General features: G+C 68.5%; 18 protein-coding genes. 17 read left to right on the top strand and 1 reads right to left on the bottom strand.

The genetic code is table 11. The annotated features are described in order from the left end of the window. The 3 genes from ADK57_RS06490 to ADK57_RS06480 all read left to right on the top strand — a co-directional run. The coding region (locus ADK57_RS06490; protein ID WP_234390007.1) for an RHS repeat-associated core domain-containing protein at positions 1–2,218 on the top strand (2,218 nt) is incomplete at its 5' end. Positions 2,219–2,245: 27 nt separating this feature from the next. Beyond that, on the top strand, positions 2,246–2,536 hold the full coding sequence (locus tag ADK57_RS06485) for a hypothetical protein (RefSeq protein ID WP_234390005.1): 291 nt from the start codon (positions 2,246–2,248) through the stop codon (positions 2,534–2,536). Between the two features lie 146 nt (positions 2,537–2,682). Next, on the top strand, positions 2,683–3,048 hold the full coding sequence (locus ADK57_RS06480; protein WP_053748383.1) for a hypothetical protein: 366 nt from the start codon (positions 2,683–2,685) through the stop codon (positions 3,046–3,048). A gap of 126 nt (positions 3,049–3,174) precedes the next feature. Here the strand turns inward: ADK57_RS06480 and ADK57_RS06475 are convergent, their stop codons facing one another. Further along, positions 3,175–4,881 (bottom strand): chitinase, encoded by a 1,707-nt coding sequence (locus ADK57_RS06475; protein WP_053748382.1) that lies wholly within the window; start codon positions 4,879–4,881, stop codon positions 3,175–3,177. 346 nt (positions 4,882–5,227) lie between these two features. Between ADK57_RS06475 and ADK57_RS06470 the strand changes: the two genes are divergently transcribed. The 14 genes from ADK57_RS06470 (at position 5,228) to ADK57_RS06405 (ending at position 16,537) form a co-directional block, all read left to right on the top strand. Then, positions 5,228–6,172, top strand: a complete 945-nt coding sequence (locus ADK57_RS06470; protein WP_078972986.1) for a hypothetical protein — start codon at positions 5,228–5,230, stop codon at positions 6,170–6,172. Positions 6,173–6,238: 66 nt separating this feature from the next. Further along, complete coding sequence (gene cpaB, locus ADK57_RS06465) at positions 6,239–6,946, top strand: Flp pilus assembly protein CpaB (protein WP_053748380.1); 708 nt, start codon at positions 6,239–6,241, stop codon at positions 6,944–6,946. 9 nt (positions 6,947–6,955) lie between these two features. Continuing rightward, complete coding sequence (locus tag ADK57_RS06460) at positions 6,956–8,215, top strand: AAA family ATPase (RefSeq protein ID WP_053748379.1); 1,260 nt, start codon at positions 6,956–6,958, stop codon at positions 8,213–8,215. A gap of 23 nt (positions 8,216–8,238) precedes the next feature. Next, positions 8,239–8,619: a TadE/TadG family type IV pilus assembly protein gene (locus ADK57_RS06455; protein WP_053748378.1), complete on the top strand. Its 381-nt coding sequence runs from the start codon at positions 8,239–8,241 to the stop codon at positions 8,617–8,619. A 1-nt stretch (position 8,620) separates the two neighbouring features. Beyond that, entirely contained in the window at positions 8,621–9,037 is a 417-nt protein-coding gene (locus ADK57_RS06450) for a TadE/TadG family type IV pilus assembly protein (RefSeq protein WP_078972985.1), read from the top strand. Between the two features lie 10 nt (positions 9,038–9,047). Continuing rightward, positions 9,048–10,385: a CpaF family protein gene (locus tag ADK57_RS06445; RefSeq protein WP_053748377.1), complete on the top strand. Its 1,338-nt coding sequence runs from the start codon at positions 9,048–9,050 to the stop codon at positions 10,383–10,385. 11 nt (positions 10,386–10,396) lie between these two features. After that, entirely contained in the window at positions 10,397–11,341 is a 945-nt protein-coding gene (locus ADK57_RS06440) for a type II secretion system F family protein (RefSeq protein WP_053748376.1), read from the top strand. A 19-nt stretch (positions 11,342–11,360) separates the two neighbouring features. Continuing rightward, entirely contained in the window at positions 11,361–12,248 is an 888-nt protein-coding gene (locus ADK57_RS06435; RefSeq protein ID WP_053748375.1) for a DUF5936 domain-containing protein, read from the top strand. A gap of 10 nt (positions 12,249–12,258) precedes the next feature. Beyond that, positions 12,259–13,599, top strand: a complete 1,341-nt coding sequence (locus ADK57_RS06430; protein ID WP_420711843.1) for a sensor histidine kinase — start codon at positions 12,259–12,261, stop codon at positions 13,597–13,599. A gap of 14 nt (positions 13,600–13,613) precedes the next feature. Further along, complete coding sequence (locus ADK57_RS06425) at positions 13,614–14,378, top strand: response regulator transcription factor (RefSeq protein WP_324612179.1); 765 nt, start codon at positions 13,614–13,616, stop codon at positions 14,376–14,378. A 106-nt stretch (positions 14,379–14,484) separates the two neighbouring features. Next, positions 14,485–14,682 (top strand): Flp family type IVb pilin, encoded by a 198-nt coding sequence (locus ADK57_RS06420; protein ID WP_053748374.1) that lies wholly within the window; start codon positions 14,485–14,487, stop codon positions 14,680–14,682. Then, positions 14,682–15,284 carry a pilus assembly protein TadG-related protein gene (locus tag ADK57_RS06415; protein WP_053748373.1) on the top strand — a complete coding sequence of 201 codons (603 nt, stop codon included), beginning with the start codon at positions 14,682–14,684 and terminating at the stop codon, positions 15,282–15,284. The genes ADK57_RS06420 and ADK57_RS06415 overlap by 1 nt, the downstream gene beginning before the upstream one ends. 34 nt (positions 15,285–15,318) lie before the next feature. Next, complete coding sequence (locus ADK57_RS06410; RefSeq protein ID WP_053748372.1) at positions 15,319–15,897, top strand: hypothetical protein; 579 nt, start codon at positions 15,319–15,321, stop codon at positions 15,895–15,897. 7 nt (positions 15,898–15,904) lie between these two features. After that, a complete protein-coding gene (locus ADK57_RS06405; RefSeq protein WP_053748371.1) occupies positions 15,905–16,537 on the top strand; it encodes an OmpA family protein in 633 nt (210 codons plus the stop codon). Positions 16,538–16,759 lie beyond the last annotated feature (222 nt).

Genomic DNA, 16,759 nt, shown 5'->3' with positions numbered 1-16,759 from the left:
CCGCGCAGGCCTCCCCCTCCAGATCACGGACCCACTGGGCGCGGTCACGCGCTACGAACGTGACACCTTCGGCCGCCCCGTCGCGATCACGGACCCGACAGGAGCGACGACCCGCCTGGAGTGGACGGTCGAAGGCCAACTCTCCCGCCGCACAGCGCCGGACGGCACGACCGAGACCTGGACGTACGACGGCGAGGGCAACTGCACCAGTCACACGGACGCGTTGGGCGGCGTCTCGACCTTCGAGTACACGCACTTCGACCTGCTGACGGCCCGCACGGGCCCGGACGGCGTGCGCTACGAGTTCGACCACGACCTGGAACTGCGGCTGACGAAGGTCACCAACCCGCAGGGCCTGACATGGGCGTACGAGTACGACGAGGCTGGACGCCTGGTCACGGAGACGGACTTCGACGACCGCGCACTCACATACACGTACGACGCGGTGGATCGCCTGGCCTCCCGCACCAACGCGCTCGGTGAGGTAGCGACCTTCGAGAGGGACGAGCTGGGCCGAGTAGTGCGCAAGGACGCAGCCGGCGAAGTCACGACGTACGCGTACGACATGACCGACCGACTCGCCCGGGCGACGGGCCCGGACGGTACGACACTGACGCTGCTGCGGGACCGTTTCGGGCGCCTGCGCACGGAGACGGTCGACGGCAGAGAACTCACGTACACCTACGACGAGGCAGGCCGCCGGACGGGACGTAGGACACCGACCGGCGCGACGACGACATGGTCGTACGACGCGGCGGGTCGCCGTACCGGGATGGTGGCTTCCGGCCGAGCCATCGACTTCACGTACGACGTGGCAGGCCGCGAACTGGCACGCCACGTCGGCGAGATGGTCACCCTGGAGCACGAATTCGACGAGCTCGGCCGCGTGACCACCCAGTCGGTCACGGGCGCGGGCAGCCGCACCGTCCAGCACCGCACATACACCTACCGCGCCGACGGCAACCTGACCGGCATCGACGACCAGCTGTCCGGCACACGCCGCTTCGACGTGGACGCGGCGGGTCGGGTGACGGCGGTGCACGCGGCGAACTGGACGGAGACGTACGCCTACGACTCGGCGGGCAACCAGAGCTCGGCTGCCTGGCCGGTGGGGCACCCCGGCGCGGAGGCAACGGGCGAGCGCGAGTACGTGGGCACGCGCATCAGTCGGGCGGGCAACGTCCGCTACGAACACGATTCCCTCGGCCGCGTCACCCTGCGCCAGAAGATCCGCCTGTCCCGCAAACCAGACACCTGGCGCTACGAGTGGGACGCCGAGGACCGCCTGACCTCGGTGACGACGCCGGACGGCACTCGCTGGCGCTACACCTACGACCCCCTGGGCCGCCGCACGGCGAAACTCCGCCTGGCCGCCGACGGCGAGACCGTCGCCGAACGCATCGACTTCACCTGGGACGGCACAACCCTGTGCGAACAGACCACGACGTCCCCGCAACTACCGAACCCGGTGACGATCACCTGGGACCACCAGGGCCTGCGCCCGATCGCCCAGACAGAACGCATCAGGGCCGCGGATGCCCAGCAGGAGGAAATCGACTCCCGCTTCTTCGTCATTGTCACGGACCTCGTCGGCACCCCCAGCGAACTCATCGACGAGCAAGGCGAGATCGCCTGGCACACCCGCAGCACCCTCTGGGGCACCACAGCCTGGGCCACCAACAGCACCGCCTACACACCCCTCCGCTTCCCCGGCCAGTACTACGACCCCGAAACCGGTCTCCACTACAACTACTTCCGCCACTACGACCCCGAAACCGCCCGCTATGTCACGCCCGACCCCCTCGGACTCGCGCCCGCACCCAATCCCGCTACTTATGTCAACAACCCCCAGGTATCCACAGATCATCTGGGACTTGCTCCCGGTGACTGCCCGCCCGATGGCGCCCAAAGAGAACCATCCACCAAGAATGGCCCCATTGCCGTAATCGGAAGGCGACCCGATACTGAAGTGGCCATCGGCTGGGAGGGGCATGATGTTCTAAAGGTGCCGGAAGAGCTCTACAGTCGAAAACTCAACGACGCTTGGGTACAGAAAATTATCACCGAAGGCAGGGATGTCTACCTGGCATCCAATCCGATATCTGACAATCTATTCAACGAAATCGGACTGCCGAGGCCTTTCAAGCACGAGCTTGATCAACTTGAAAGCGCCGGATACGTTCGCGTAGGAGACTACCTGCTCTCCCCTGATCACTAGCAGCGGCAAGAATCGTGAAAAGGATCAATGATGGAACTGACCCCTCGCATCAAGCGGCGAATCGGCAAGGATTACACCGGTGAAGATCGACAAGCTGTCGAAGAAATTCTTATCGAGCTCGTAAACAAGTACGAGGTGGGTGGCGGTGCGGAAAGGATCGCAGCGGCCACACTCATTCACGGTCAGGGGAAAGTGGACAGGTTTTTGCTTGCGGTACAGATCGCCCGTGAGGACTTTCGAGACATTCTGACGAATTCTGGACTGGAGGATGAAGACTGGCGCGAACGTTTGGATTCAATGTTCGGGGAGGATTCCTGACCTCACTGTCGGCAGAGTGCATGGAGCGTGGGTGACGACTGCTTGGCCAGAACTCGCAGCGTCCCTTGGTCGGCCACCCTCGACGGTCGCTCATCCGCCGTAAGCTCCCCCGTTAAAGGGTCGACGCAGCGCTTGGGGGACGAAACGTGGAACGGCCGGACGACCGCACCGCATCCGCCCTGCGCTTCGCTTCGGAACTCGTCGCCTGGGTGGCCACACCGTGGGCCTTGTCCGAGTACTCATGGGTGCTTGCCGTGTTGGCGCTGGTGGCGCTGATCGGTCTTCCGACCGTCTTCTCCACGCCGGGAGACAAGGCGCAGGTGATCGTCCCGGTCCCGGGTGTGGTCACGATCCTGCTCGTGGTGCTTCAGCTCGTCGCGGCCGTGATCTCCGCATGGTTGGTGTGGCCGGTTCTTGCGGCAGTCCTCGTGTCTCTCCTCGTCTCCACGACCCTCGTCACGGAACGCCGACGTTGGCAGTGGCTGGTCTCCAGGGATCGACGCACAGCCTGAGCAACATCCCTCCTTTTTGAGCTGAGGTCACCGCTGCCAAGCCGAACGCCAAGCCCAGCGCCAAGCCGACCCCAGAGCCGGCCGGCAGCACCAACCGGCCCTGGGCGTCCCGTTCGAAGCGGTTCGTTACGGCAACCCATGCACGTGCGGCCCAACAGCGTTGGACCAAGCATTCCCCGCAGCCGCATCCCAGTTGGTGGACCACGTCATGGCCCCCCGCAGATCGGGATACGTCCGAGCCGGCTTGAATGCCCCGCACCCCGTCCCCTTCGCCAGGCAGTCCAGCGCGTTGTTCACCACGGACGGCGACACGTACCCGCTCCCCGCGCCGCTCGGCGAGGCCGGCACGCCCAGACCCACCTGGGACGGAGTGAGTCCGCCCTCCAGCTGGATGCACGCCAGGGCCGTCAGGAAGTCCACCGAGCCCTGGCTGTACACCTTGCCGTCGCAGCCCAGCATCGACCCGCTGTTGTAGTACTGCATGTTGACGACCGTGAGGATGTCCTTCACGTTCAGGGCGGTCTGGAAGTACGCGTTGGACGTGGACTGCATGTCGATCGTCTGCGGAGCCATCGTCAGGACCAGGGAGCTCCCCGCCTTCGCCGACAGCGCCCGCAACGCCTGCGTCATGTACGTCGCGTTGAGCCCGTTCTCCAGGTCGATGTCGACGCCGTCGAAGCCGTACGTCTGCATCAGTGCGTACACGGAGTTCGCGAAGTTCGTCGCCGAGGTCGAGTCGTTCACCGACACCGCGCCCCGCTCGCCGCCCACCGAGACGATGACCTTCTTCCCGGCGGCCTGCTTGGCGTTCACGTCCGCCTTGAACTGGTCGACCGTGTAGCCGCCCAGTCCGGCGGAGTCGAGGTTGAAGGTCACGGCGCCCGGTGTCGTCGTGGCGTCCGCGAAGGCCACCGCGATGATGTCGTACTGCGACTGGACGTCCGCGAGCTTCTGGACCGTCGCTCCGTTGTTGAAGTTCTGCCAGTAGCCCGTCACCGCGTGCTTGGGCAGGGCGCCGCCGCCACCCCCGCCGGACGCGGACGTCGTCCCCGTCACCGCCGCCGACTTCCCCGACTCACCCGCCGTGTTCGTCGCCGTGACCTGGAAGGAGTACGACGTCGACGCCGCGAGGCCGGTCACCGTCGCGGACGTTCCCGAAACCGCCGTCACCTTCGTGCCGTCCCGGTAGATGTTGTAGCCGGTCGCGCCCGAGACCGTGCCCCAGGAGAGGGAGACCGACGACGCCGAAGCCCCCGCCACCGACAGACCGCTCGGCACCCCCGGGACCGTGGGTGACGGGTCCCCGCCCCCGCCCCCGTCCGGCCCGAACACCGACACGTCGTCCGCGAAGTACGCCGCCTGTCCGTACCAGCCGTGCGTGTACACCGTCACCGAGGTCGTCGACGCGCCCGTCGTGAACGACGTCGACAACTGCTTCCAGGACGAGGAATCCGGCGTCCACGTCGACACGTCCGTCGTGCCCGTGCCCGTCGCGCCCAGATACGCGTACCCGCCCTGCACCCATGCGCTCAGTGTGTACGTCGAGTTCGGCTTCACCGCGACCGTCTGGGCGCACCGTGCGTTGTCCTGCCCGGCCGGCGTCGCCTTCAGCGCGGCCGAGCCGCCGTGCGTGGGGGAGGAGACCGTCGTACCGCCGGCCGCGGAGCAGGTCCAGTTGGTCAGGCCGGACTCGAAGCCGGTGTTCTTCACGTTGTTGACGTCCGCGGCGGACGCCGGGCCTGCGCCCGCCACGCCCACCGCGAGGGCGATGACGAGGGCTCCGGGAAGGAGCAGCCGGGTGCGTCTTCTGGGTATGCCTGGTACGGGGTCCACTGGGGCCTCCGGTGGGGGAGAGGTACGGAGAGGACGACGGTGGCCACCGTTGGCGTACAAGTTGGTCCAGACCAATTCACCTGTCAAGAGGGCGGGAGAGGGGGAGGGGGCATTGTCGAGTCGCGTCGCCGGGTCGCGTCGCCGGGTCAACTCACCCCCGCTGCAAATGACCTCGTGGCAAGTGCGCCCCATCTGGACTGAAATAGCCCCCTTTTGCGCTCCCAACAGGACCAGGAAGTCACAGAAACGCTGTTCTCCGGTCACAGGGGCGTGGATACAGTGCTCAGGTAGTCACGCAGTGAAGTCGACTGGGTGCGCCGGGGTAGGGCCGGGCGGGCCGACGGGCATGGGATTCGGGGAGCTGCGCGTGCCAACTGCCATCGCCGTGACCAGTGCCGACATGGCGCTGCCGCCGCAGGACGATCGGACCATGCCTGCCGTGGTCCTGCCGAGCCTGGACAGTGAGCCGCTCGACCGGTCGCTGGCCGTCCTGCAGTCGCTGATCGACCAGCACGGGCATGTGATCGTCGTGTGCTCGCACACGGTTTCGCAGCAGACGCAACGGCGGCTGCACACCGTACGGTCCCTGCTGGAGAGCGACCGGATCGCGCTGTTCCGTCCCGAACTGCCGCCTCTCGGACTCGCGGTCCTGGCCCGCCAGTTGAGGCAGCTCGCCTCCTGCGACCTCAGCCCGGGCGTGCTCGCCTCGGCCGGCCGGCTGCTCACCCACTACATCCACGCCGGGGCACTCCTAGGCTCCGTCACCAAGCTCGACCGCGTCCCGGTGGGCCTGAAGTCGCACGCCAAGTCCTGGGTGCCGGGCAGCCAGTTCGCGGTGCTCGCCCATCCGCAGCCGCAACTCGAGCGGATCGGGCCCGGGGCCACCCTCGCGGGCCCGGAGTTCGCCACCTCGATGGTGGTGGCCAGGGGGCAGCTCCAGTCCGACTGGGTCAACGACTCGCTGGCCAAGGCGTGGAACGTACAGGGGCTGCGCGAGAGCCCGCTGCCGGCCGAGTCCGCGCAGTGGTGGGGGACCGGCAGGCTGATCGAGTTCTGCAGCTTCCTGCCCGACCTGTCGGTGCTTTACCAACTGGTCACCTCGGTACGGCAGAACATCTGTCACTGGTGCGGAATCGACCTCATCGGCGACCGCTGCGTCTTCTGCTCCGCGACAGCACCCGCACCACCGGGATCACCGGGATCACCGGGATCACCGGGATCACCGGGATCACAAGCATCACCGGCGTCAGCCGTATCCCCCCGGTACCGGAACCAACTGCCCGCCGGGTAACCCCTCGAAGGCCGCCCGCACCCACCGACTCCGCTCGACCGAACCCCCAATGAGGTTGCACGGTTCATGAACTCCCGTCAGCGCCGCGGCGTGATACTCCTGCTCCTGTCGGTCCTGTGCGCCCTGGGGGCGTTCGCCGGCGTGCTGTCCGTCATCAACGACGTGAAGTCCAAGGTCGGCCCCGAGGTCACCGCGTACCGGCTGAAGTCCGACGTGCAGCCCTACACCAGCCTCACCGCGGGCCAGTTCGAGAAGACCGAGATGCCCGAGCGCTGGCTGCCGGACACCGCGGTCACCGACCTCGCGCAGATCCGCGGCAAGATCGCCGTCACGACCCTGAAGCAGGGCTCCCTGCTGCAGAGCGACATGATCGTCGCCCAGCCCGCCCTGCAGCCCGGGCAGCAGGAGGTCGCCATCATGATCGACGCGGCGACCGGGGTGGCGGGAAAGATCACGCCGGGTTCGACGGTCAACGTCTACGCCACCTTCGAGGGGCAGCGGGAGGGCGACCCCGCCCAGTCCAAGATCATCGTGACCAATGCCAAGGTCATCGACGTCGGCAGGCTGACCGCCCTCAAGCCCGACGAGAAGGACGGCACCCGCCAGGAGACCGACGCCGTCCCGATCACCTTCGCGCTCACCACCGTCGACGCCCAGCGCATCACCTACGCGGAGTCGTTCGCCGAGGAGGTCCGGCTCGCGCTCGTCGCGCCCGGCACCGACACCACCGTCCCGGAACAGGACCGCACCTACGAACTCGCCAAGGACAAGTGAGAGGCCGCCATGCCCACGAGGATCCTCCCGGCTGTCGGCGACGCGGACGCGGCCCGGTCCATCACGACCCTCCTCAGCCAGCTCCCCGACGCCGAACCGGTGGGCCCGGTGGTCGACTCCACGCAGCTCATCGACACCCTCGCCCGCCTGGCCGCCGAGTCGATCGACGAACTGCCCGAGGTGGTCGTCGTCCACGAGCGCATCGGGCCGGTTCCCGCCCTGGAGCTCATCCGTGAGGTCGCCCTCCGCTTCCCGGCCGTCGGCGTCATCCTCGTCACCTCCGACGCCAGCCCCGGCCTTTTCCAGGCGGCCATGGACTACGGCGCCCGCGGCCTGATCGCCCTGCCGCTGGGCTACGAGGAGCTGGCCATCCGCGTCCAGGCGGTCGCCCAGTGGTCGGTGGGCGTACGGCGTCACCTCGGCGCCGGCGGCGACGTGTTCACCGGCGTCGGCGGCACCGTCGTCACGGTCAGCGGGGCCAAGGGAGGCGTGGGCACGACCCTCACCTCCATCCAGCTCGCCCTCGCCGCCCAGGCGTCCGGCCGCAGCACCGCCCTGGTCGACATGGACCTCCAGGCCGGGGACATCGCCTCGTTCCTGGACGTCCAGTTCCGCCGCTCGGTCGTCGACCTGGCCGCCATCACCGACATCTCGCCCCGCGTTCTCGCCGACGCCGTCTTCCGCCACGACACGGGCGTCGCCCTGCTGCTCGCGCCCGGCGAGGGCGAACGCGGCGAGGAGGTCACCGACCGATCCGCCCGTCAGATCGTCAGCGCCCTGCGCTCCCGCTACGAGATCGTCGTCGTCGACTGCGGCGCCCAGCTCGGCGGCGCGGGCGCCGCCGCCGTGGAGATGGCCGACACCGCGCTGCTGGTCACGACGCCGGACGTGGTGGCGGTGCGGGGCGCCAAGCGGACGGTACGGATGTGGGACCGGCTGCAGATCCGCAAGGCCGAGGAGACGACGGTCGTCGTCAACCGCCACAGCCGCGGTACGGAGATCCAGCCCCCGCTCATCCAGAAGATCACCGGCACCGCCGTCGCCGGCACCGCGATCCCGGCCAACTTCAAGGAACTCCAGGGCGCGGTGGACGCCGGCCGGGTCCACGAACTGGACAACAGGAGCACGGTGAAACAGGCCCTTTGGGCCCTCGCGGGAGAGCTGGGGCTGGTCAAGGGGTCCGAGGGCGCGGGCCACCGCGCGAGCAAGCTCCGGGGCGGCGACCGTACGGCGATCGGCTTTCGACGGCGCCGAGAGCTGGGGAGGTAGGGATGCGCCGTCCCGGGAGGAGGATGCGCCGACCTTGGTGGAGGGACGACGGCGGCCAGGTCACCGTCGAGTTCCTCGGCATGACCCCGCTGATCATCCTGACGCTGGTGCTGATGTGGCAGTTCGTGCTGCTGGGATACACGTACACGCTCGCGGGGAATGCTGCGGACGAGGCGGTACGGGCGGCGACGGCGGCGGATCCGGGGGCGCGACAGGGCGCGTGTCAGCAGGCGGGTCTGGACAAGCTCCCGGACGCGTGGAGCGGCCAGGTGGAATGCAGCACGGCAGGGGGCTATGTCACGGCCGACGTCACGCTCGAGGTCCCCGTCCTCTTCCCGGGCTCGATCGGCTTCCCGTTCGAGGTGAAGGGCCACGCGGGTGCCGTGGAGGAGGTGAAGGACTGAGATGTCGTACGACGAAACAGGACGGGTCCGCAACGGACGCCTCCGCAACGGACGCCTCCGCACAGGCCGCGACCGCACAGGCCGCGACCGCGGCCAGGTCGCCCTGGAATACCTCGGGTTCATCCCGATCCTGATCCTCGTCGCACTGGCGGGCGTGCAGATCGGGCTCATCGCGTACGCCGCTCAGCAGGCCGGGACGGCGGCCCGGGCCGGGGCGCGCGCCGCCTCGCTCGACCTGGGCGCACAGGAGGGCTGCCAGAACGCGGTCAGCGACTGGCTGGCGGACGGCACCGAGTGCTCCGCCGCACCCGGCGCCGACGAGGTCACCGTCACCGCCACCGTAGAGATCCCGTCCGTCGTCCCCGGTTGGGACTTCGACCCCGCCCGGAAGACCGCCACCATGCCGCTCGACCACTGAGGAAGCACCCATGAGCCTGCGGTCACGCATCAACTCCCCGGAAGAGAACGGCAGCCGGGGCGAGGACGGCCACATGGTCGCCTCCTACCGGGCCAAGCTCCTTGAGGAGATCGACCTCGCGGAGATGAGTTCGCTGGCGGCGGCCGAGCGCCGGGCGCGGCTGGAGCGGGTGCTCGGGCACATCATCAGCCGTGAGGGTCCGGTCCTGTCGACGGTGGAGCGCTCCCAGCTGATCCGCAGGGTGGTCGACGAGGCCCTCGGACTCGGCATCCTGGAGCCGCTCCTCGAAGACGCGTCGATCACGGAGATCATGGTGAACGGCCCGGACGCGATCTTCGTCGAACGCGGCGGCCGGGTCGAGCAGTTGCCGCTGCGCTTCCCCTCCCACGACCAGCTGATGCAGACGATCGAGCGGATCGTCTCGACGGTCAACAGGCGGGTGGACGAGTCCAACCCGATGGTCGACGCCCGCCTCCCCTCCGGCGAGCGCGTGAACGTGATCATCCCGCCGCTGTCCCTCACCGGTGCCACCCTCACCATCCGCCGCTTCCCCCGCTCCTTCACCCTCCAGGAGCTGGCAGGCTTCGGCTCCCTCGACGACCACATGCTGTATCTGCTGGCCGGCCTGGTGCAGGCGAGGTTCAACATCATCGTCTCGGGCGCGACGGGCACCGGGAAGACGACGCTCCTGAACGCGCTGTCCGGCCTCATCCCCGAGGGCGACCGCATCATCACCATCGAGGACTCCGCCGAACTCCAGCTCCAGCAAAGGCACGTGGTCCGCCTGGAGTCGCGCCCGCCGAACGTGGAGGGCCAGGGCCGGGTCACCATCCGCGACCTGGTCCGCAACTCGCTGCGCATGCGCCCCGACCGCATAGTCGTCGGTGAGGTCCGCGGCGGCGAGTCCCTCGACATGCTCCAGGCGATGTCCACGGGCCACGACGGATCGCTGGCCACCGTGCACGCCAACAGCGCGGAGGACGCGCTGATGCGGCTGAAGACCCTGGCGTCCATGTCCGAGGTCGAGATCCCCTTCGAGGCGCTGCACGACCAGATCAACAGCGCGATCGACGTGATCATCCAGCTGACCCGGTTCGCCGACGGCGCCCGCCGCATCACCGAGATCGCCCTGCTCGACAGCCACGGCAGCGAGCCGTACCGCATCGCCACCGTCGCCCGCTTCAACGCCCAGCCGATGTCGGCCGACGGCCGGATCTACGGCCGGTTCGAGTACTTCCCGATCCCGCGCCGCACCGCCGACCGTCTCTACATGGCGAGCCAGCCCACGCCCCAGGCCTTCGGCGTGGCCCAGTCCGCAGATCAGCTAGCCACCCGAGTAGCCAGGTAGGAACCACCCCCATGGATCTCCAGACCCTCGTCACCCTCACAACCGGCATCACGTTGCTGACCTGCGTACTCGCCGTGATCGGCCTCCACACCTACGCCAAGGGCAAGGCGCAGCGGGCCGCGCTCGTGGAACGCCTGTCGGCCGCCGGCCAGATACCGCTCACCGGCCGCCGGCGCCGCTTCCGCAACCTCGACCGCCGGCTGCGCGGTACGAACCTCGGCCGGAAGTTGGAACTCCGCCTCGCGGCGACCGGCCTGGACATCACCCCCGGCGAGTTCTTCGCCGCGATGCTCGCCGCGGTCGCCGGCCTGTGGCTGGTCGGCCAGGCCGCCCTGGCGCCCTTCTTCGGCCCGATCGCCGGACTGCTGGGCATCTGGGCGGCCGTCCAGTTCCTCAACTGGCAGCGGCAGAAACGCATCGAGAAGTTCATCAACCAACTCCCCGAACTGGCCCGCATCCTGGCCAACGCGACCCAGGCGGGTTTGGCCCTGCGTACGGCCGTCGGCATGGCGGCGGAGGAGCTGGAGGCCCCGGCGGGCGAGGAACTCGCCAAGGTGGCCAACCAGTTGGCGGTGGGCGCGACGATGGACGACGCGCTGGGCGAGATGGCGGAGCGACTGCCCTCCCGCGAACTGGTCGTCCTGGTCACGACCCTGGTCCTGTCGAACCGGGCGGGCGGCCAGGTCGTCAGCGCCCTGCGGAACCTCACGGAGACGCTGGAGGAGCGCAAGGAGACCAGGCGCGAGGTCCGCACACAGCTGTCCCAGGTGAGCATGACGTCGTACGCCGTCCCCGTCCTGGGCGTCGGCTCGCTCTTCCTCATGAACGGAGTGAAGGACGGCGCGCTGGAGCGCATGACGGGCTCACCGGTCGGCCAAGGGGCGGTGATCATCGCGTTCGCGCTCTACGCGGTGGGCTTCGTCCTCATCCGCCGCCTGTCCCGCATCGACGTCTGAGCAGCCGGGGGATCACACGATGGCACTCTTGCTCGCTCTGCTGATGGGCCTCGGCGTCTGGGGCGTCTTCGCCGGCATCCGTATGTACCGGGCCGACGCGAAGCTCCCCAGCGACCTGGCGCTGGCCCTGGAGGTCGGCGCCACCCGCACTGGCGCGGTGGACTCGCTGATCGACCGCCTGGGCATGCGCTATGCCCCCGCGGTCCTGCGGTTGATGGGCCCCAAGCAGGTGGCGAAGTACCGCCGCAAGATCGACCTCGCGGGCAACCCCGGCGGCCTGACGATCGACCGCTACGCGGCCCGCCGGGCGGTCTACGGCTTCCTGGGCGGCGTCGGCTTCCTGGTGTTCCTGCTGCGGGGCGACGTACTGGTGGCCCTGTTGCTGCTGGCCTTCGGCGCGTTCTGGACGGAGGTCGGCATCTGGTCGGCGATCCGCATCCGCAAGGACGTCATCGAGCGCACCCTGCCGGACTTCCTGGACGTGCTCGCGGTGGTGGTGAGCGCGGGGCTGGGCTTCCGTCAGGCGCTCGACCGGGTGGCCTCGAGGTACGAGGGCCCCTGGGCCGACGAACTCCGCATCACCCTCCGCCAGATGGACCTCGGCGTGAGCCGCCGCCAGGCCTTCGCGGAACTGCGCCGGCGCAACGACTCCGAGCAGGTGGCGATGTTCGTGACGGCGTTGCAGCAGGGGGAGGAACTGGGTGCGCCGATCGTCGACACGCTGGTGTCCCTGGCGAAGGACATGCGCCGCACGGACGCCCAGAACGCCCGCCGCAAGGCCGCGCGGGCGGTGCCCAAGGCGACGATGATGATCACGACGTTCATGGTCCCGGCCACGATGATCCTGCTGGGGGCGGGGCTGCTGCTGGGCTCCGGGACCGACTTCGGGTCCATTACGGGGGAGTAGGGGCATGGTGATGGCGAGGGCGGTGCCCGCAAGGAAGACGCTGCACACAAGCGCGCCCGCCGACGGCGATGAGCCCCCACAGGGGCAACCGGCACCAGCGCTGTCCGTCCAGGTGAACGCCCTGCAGGCGATGTGCCGCCAGGTCTTCGGCTTCCGCCTGGCCATGATCGCCGTAGCCGCCCCCGCCGCCCTCCTCAACGCCCACCCCGGCCTCGGCGTCCGCCTCGTCGGCGCAGCCGTAGTGGTCACCTTCATGACCTCCTACGTCCTCTTCAGGGACTGGGAACGCTTCGGCCCCCTCCTCCTCCGCCACCCCACCCTCCTCGTCGTCGACACCCTCCTGGGCTCCCTGCTCCTGATCTCCGCGGGACCGGACACCACCCTCGCCTACGTCAGCGTCTGCACCCCGCTCCTCGCCGGCATCGTCTACGGCTGGCGCGGCGCCGCCTTCTTCGCCTCGCTCCAGTCCCTGATCCTCCTGCTGGTCTACGCGACCCTGAAGGACGGACCCCACGTCGGCCTGGCCGAGCGGCTGCTCCTCCCCGGCCTCTGCGTCATCACCGGCGCCGTGGGCTCCACCCTGCGCAACCTGATGCTTCGCTTCGGCACGGCAACGCAGGCGCTGGCCACCGTCAAGGCCCGTCTCGCCGCGACGGAGGCGGTCAGCGCCGAACGGGCCCGCCTGGCCCGCGAGATGCACGACTCCGTGGCCAAGACCCTGCACGGCGTGGCCCTCGCGGCGGACGGCCTGGCCCATTCGGCCGGGTCGGCGGACATGGACCCGGCCCTGGTGCGGCAGCAGGCCGAACTCGTCGCCCGCGCCGCCCGCCGTGCCGCAGCCGAGTCCCGCGAACTCCTCACCGACCTGCGCCGCGAGTCGGACCCGGCCCACTCCACGGACGTACTGTCCGAACTGGCCGCCCGCACCGAGGACTTCACCACCCGCACGACCCTCCCGGCGACGTACCACCCCACCGGAGAGAACACCGAGCGCCGCCCTCTGGTCCCGCCCGCGGTCGCCCGCCAACTCCTCACCATCGCCACGGAAGCGATGGAGAACGCCCACCGCCACGCGTCCGCGACACACGTGGACGTACACGCCGGCGTCCACGGCGACCTGCTCCGCATCAGCGTGCACGACGACGGCCGCGGCCTCCCCCCGGACACCACCCTCGAACACCTCCGCAGGTCGGGCCACTTCGGCCTGGTCGGCATGGTCGAGCGGGCGGCGTCCGTCGGCGCCCGCATCGACATCGGCCGCGGCGCCCACGCAAGGGGCACGGAGGTCCTCCTGGAACTCCCCCTGGCAGCGGTGACCCCGGTAGTCCCCACCCCACCCCCCACTCCCTGAGAGGAGGCCGAAAGTTGCCGGACCAACAGACGTCACGCCGCACGCCCTTGCGCATCGTCGTGGCGGACGACAACCCGGTGGTACGAGCAGGCCTCACCGCCCTGCTCTCCGGCCGCCCGGACATCACGGTCGTCGCGGAGGCCACCAACGGCCACGAGGCCTGCGAGGCGGCCCGCGACCACCGCCCCGACGTGGTGCTCCTGGACGTCCGCATGCCCGGCATGGACGGCATCTCGGCACTCCCGTACGTGGCGAGGTTCGCCCCGGTCCTGATGCTGACGTACAGCGGAGAGCCGGGGACCGTCCGGGAGGCCGTGCGCCGGGGTGCCGTCGGCTACATGGTCCACGGAGAGTTCACGGTGGACGAACTCGTCATCGCCGTACGAGCGGCGGCGACACATGAGAATGCGACTGCATATGAAAAAGTGGACGCAATCATTCCGCAAGTGGACCTCGAACTACCCAACTCACCAGGGCATTTAGCCCTGAGATCCCTCCCTGCCCCCCGTAATTTCCCCAAAGCGCTTTCGCAACTGCAATCAACTGTGGGACAGTCGTCGAGGTTGCGGTTCCGGCTGAGTACGAGGGAGGCGGAGATCATGGACCTCATCGCTTCGGGGATGAACAACCAGCAGATCGCCGCCGCCTGCTTCATCAGCGAGAAGACGGTCAAGAACCACATCAACCGCATCTTCGCCAAGCTCCACAGCACGAGCCGCTCCCAGGCCGCCGCGAAGTGGCTCGGCACGGCGCCGAGTTCGTACCGGGAACTGGGGTGACCTGTGGTGACCGGGAATTGGGCCCAGGGGCCCTCGGCAGAGCAGGGTGTTTCGCCGTACGTTGGGCCAATCGCTTGCCGGTCGGCCGCCATCGGAGGGGAACCCCATGAGCAACTGGATCAACACCACCGTCGCGTACCTTCGGACCCGCGCAGCCCGCGACGACAGGGGCCAGACCGCGGTGGAGTACCTGGGGATCATCGCGGTGGTGGTGGCGATCGTGTTGGCGATCACGGGGACGGACATCGGGCAGACGATCTTCGACGCGATCACGGACAAGATCACCGAAGTCACCGGCGGTTGATGTGGTCGTGGTTCCGTAGACGCAACGACGCAGGGCAGGCCTTTCCCATCTACATCATGGTGGTGGCGGGTCTGCTCTTTCTCGCATTCGCGTACCTTGCAGTCGGCCAGGCCGCGGCGAATCGGAACGGCGCCCAGACGGCCGCCGACGCGGCGGCGCTGGCGGCGGCCCTGGACACCCGGGACCAACTCGCGGGCAAGTGGGTGGAGGACGTACTCGATCCCACCCAGTGGCAGGACATCTTCGATGGTGAGGTACCGGGACTCGTCGACTCCTGCGGGCGTGCTGACCAGCTTGCCGCTCAGAACGATGCCCATGTGAACGACTGCTGGTCCCCGACGCCTCTGGACTACAAAGTTGAGGTGCAGACCAACAAGCCCGTCGGGGACTCGATTGTTCCCGGTACCGCGGATCTGAAGTCCACGGAGACCGCCACCGCCGAAATCGAGCCGCTGTGCACGTTCGAGCTTCCCGGAGAGGATGCCGGGGACGATGTACTGCCACAGCTGACGTGCAAGGACAGGAACTGGGAGCTGAACCCGGACGACCTCACCGTTCTGCCGGAACCTGAGGACCTCTTCGATGTCCATCTGGCCGACTGACGAGCGAACGACGAGTGATGAAGGAAGCGGAGAGATGAGCATTCGGTTCACTGCGAGGGCCCGCAGGGGAATGGTCGCGTTGACCGTTGCGGCCGGTCTGGCCGTCGGTGTGGCCGGTTGCGGCGGAGGCGAGGACGACAAGAAGCCGGAGTCGTCGCCTTCGGCTTCCCAGAGCGATGGTTCCCAGCCGAGCACGCAGGATGGCCAGTCGGAATCCCCCATGGCCGAATTGAAGGGGCCCAACGGGTTGCTGCTCGAGATCACCTCGGCCGATCGCGATTCCGGCGGATTCGTCACGGTGGGGGGCAACCTCAAGAACGACGGTGACAAGTCACTCACCATCCCTGCGCCGTTGAGTGGCAACGAGACCGAGATCCTCAGGAACGGTCGCTCCTTCGGTGGAGCGACGTTGGTGGACTCGAAGGGCAAGAAGCGCTACTACGTCCTACGCGACACCGACGGTCGCCCCCTCACGACCACCGGAGTCTCGACGATCAAGTCCGGCGAGACCATCCCGGTGTTCATGCAGTTTCCTGCGCCGCCTGCCAATGCGTCCGAGGTGTCCTTCCAACTGCCCATGTTCGCGCCTGCGGACATCACGATCTCCGGGTGAGGCCCACATGAACCCCACGGCCCCCCGCCTAGCCCTCACCCTCACCGCCGCCTCCGTCATGTTCGCCACGAACCTCCTCGCCGCCACAACCGCCCACGCCGACGACACCCCCAGCGTCCCCCCGGGCACCGAACCCTCCGCCTCCGCCCCGGTCAACGTCGACGCCAACGACCCCGACCTCAAGCTCCCCGAGGGCGCCACCCTCGCCGAGGCGAAAGTCCTGGACATCAAGCAGGTCGTCGAGGACCAGAGCGGCGACGAACGCCGCGAGGACACCAACGCGGACGTGAAGTTCGCGCTCCAGGCAGAGGTGCTGTTCGGCAAGGACAGCGCGAAGCTGAGCGCCGAGGCCAGGGCCCGTATCTCCGCGATCGCCGAGGAGATCAACACCCAGAACGCGACGAAGATCCGCGTCTTCGGCTTCACGGACAATCTCGGCTCCTCCGCCCACGGCGACGTCCTGTCCAAGCAGCGCGCCAACGCCGTACAGGAGGTCCTGGACCAGGAACTGAACGACCCGAACCTCACCTTCGAGGTCCGTGGTTACGGCGAGCAGTACCCGATCTCCTCGAACGCGACGGAGAGCGGCCGAAAGAAGAACCGACGGGTGGAGGTGTCCTTCCCGCGCTCGGAGGACTGAGAACCGCCGGAGGCATCCGGCAGGTGGCTCTTGAACGAAGGTCGGGAACGAAGTTCGGGCCGGAGGCGTCGGCAGGGGTTTTCGTAGCCTGTCACCCGCGCCGGCGGAACGGCCTCCCGGCCTACTCCCCCTCCCGGCCTACTCCCCCTCCGCCTCGATCACCATCCGCACCCCGACCCGCACCCCCCCCCCCGCCATCACTCCGGCCCCCGCCTCCAGCAC

Source organism: Streptomyces sp. MMG1533 (assembly GCF_001279775.1).
In the GTDB taxonomy this organism is placed as follows: domain Bacteria; phylum Actinomycetota; class Actinomycetes; order Streptomycetales; family Streptomycetaceae; genus Streptomyces.
Note: the sequence above shows the minus strand (reverse complement) of the source record. Positions and strands in the feature narration are given on the sequence as shown.

Bases quoted from the DNA above. Each gene is read 5' to 3' on its own strand.
- ADK57_RS06485 (WP_234390005.1), top strand. From the start codon at position 2,246: ATGATGGAACTGACCCCTCGCATCAAGCGGCGAATCGGCAAGGATTAC.
- ADK57_RS06470 (WP_078972986.1), top strand. From the start codon at position 5,228: ATGGGATTCGGGGAGCTGCGCGTGCCAACTGCCATCGCCGTGACCAGT.
- cpaB (WP_053748380.1), top strand. From the start codon at position 6,239: ATGAACTCCCGTCAGCGCCGCGGCGTGATACTCCTGCTCCTGTCGGTC.
- ADK57_RS06460 (WP_053748379.1), top strand. From the start codon at position 6,956: ATGCCCACGAGGATCCTCCCGGCTGTCGGCGACGCGGACGCGGCCCGG.
- ADK57_RS06455 (WP_053748378.1), top strand. From the start codon at position 8,239: ATGCGCCGACCTTGGTGGAGGGACGACGGCGGCCAGGTCACCGTCGAG.
- ADK57_RS06450 (WP_078972985.1), top strand. From the start codon at position 8,621: ATGTCGTACGACGAAACAGGACGGGTCCGCAACGGACGCCTCCGCAAC.
- ADK57_RS06445 (WP_053748377.1), top strand. From the start codon at position 9,048: ATGAGCCTGCGGTCACGCATCAACTCCCCGGAAGAGAACGGCAGCCGG.
- ADK57_RS06440 (WP_053748376.1), top strand. From the start codon at position 10,397: ATGGATCTCCAGACCCTCGTCACCCTCACAACCGGCATCACGTTGCTG.
- ADK57_RS06435 (WP_053748375.1), top strand. From the start codon at position 11,361: ATGGCACTCTTGCTCGCTCTGCTGATGGGCCTCGGCGTCTGGGGCGTC.
- ADK57_RS06430 (WP_420711843.1), top strand. From the start codon at position 12,259: ATGGCGAGGGCGGTGCCCGCAAGGAAGACGCTGCACACAAGCGCGCCC.
- ADK57_RS06420 (WP_053748374.1), top strand. From the start codon at position 14,485: ATGAGCAACTGGATCAACACCACCGTCGCGTACCTTCGGACCCGCGCA.
- ADK57_RS06415 (WP_053748373.1), top strand. From the start codon at position 14,682: ATGTGGTCGTGGTTCCGTAGACGCAACGACGCAGGGCAGGCCTTTCCC.
- ADK57_RS06410 (WP_053748372.1), top strand. From the start codon at position 15,319: ATGAGCATTCGGTTCACTGCGAGGGCCCGCAGGGGAATGGTCGCGTTG.
- ADK57_RS06405 (WP_053748371.1), top strand. From the start codon at position 15,905: ATGAACCCCACGGCCCCCCGCCTAGCCCTCACCCTCACCGCCGCCTCC.